Origin of the sequence: Streptomyces sp. BE303, assembly GCF_036290945.1 — a bacterium.
Classification (GTDB): Bacteria; Actinomycetota; Actinomycetes; order Streptomycetales; family Streptomycetaceae; genus Kitasatospora.
On record NZ_JAQYWZ010000241.1, the window covers coordinates 1 to 304 of the forward strand.

Genomic DNA, 304 nt, shown 5'->3' on the forward strand with positions numbered 1-304 from the left:
CAGGACGTCCTGCGTGCGGATGCGGCCGCCGACACCGGTCCCGGTGACGGAGGCCAGCGCGACGCCCTGCTCGGCGGCGAGCTTGCGGACCCGCGGGGTGACGTAGGCGTCACCGGCGTCGACCACCGGGGCGGCCGGCGCGGCCTGGGCCGGGGCAGCCGGATCGGCGACCGGGGCAGCCGGGGCCGGAGCCGGGGCAGCCGGAGCGACCGGAGCCGGGGCAGCGACCGGAGCCGGAGCCGGGGCAGCCGGGGCAGCCGGGGCCGGAGCGGCGACCGGTGCGGCCGGAGCCGGGGCCGGAGCC

General features: G+C 82.9%; 1 protein-coding gene. It reads right to left on the reverse strand.

The features are described 5' to 3' along the window. On the reverse strand, positions 1-304 hold a 304-nt coding region (locus tag PUR56_RS01640; RefSeq protein WP_329947545.1), incomplete at both ends, for an E3 binding domain-containing protein.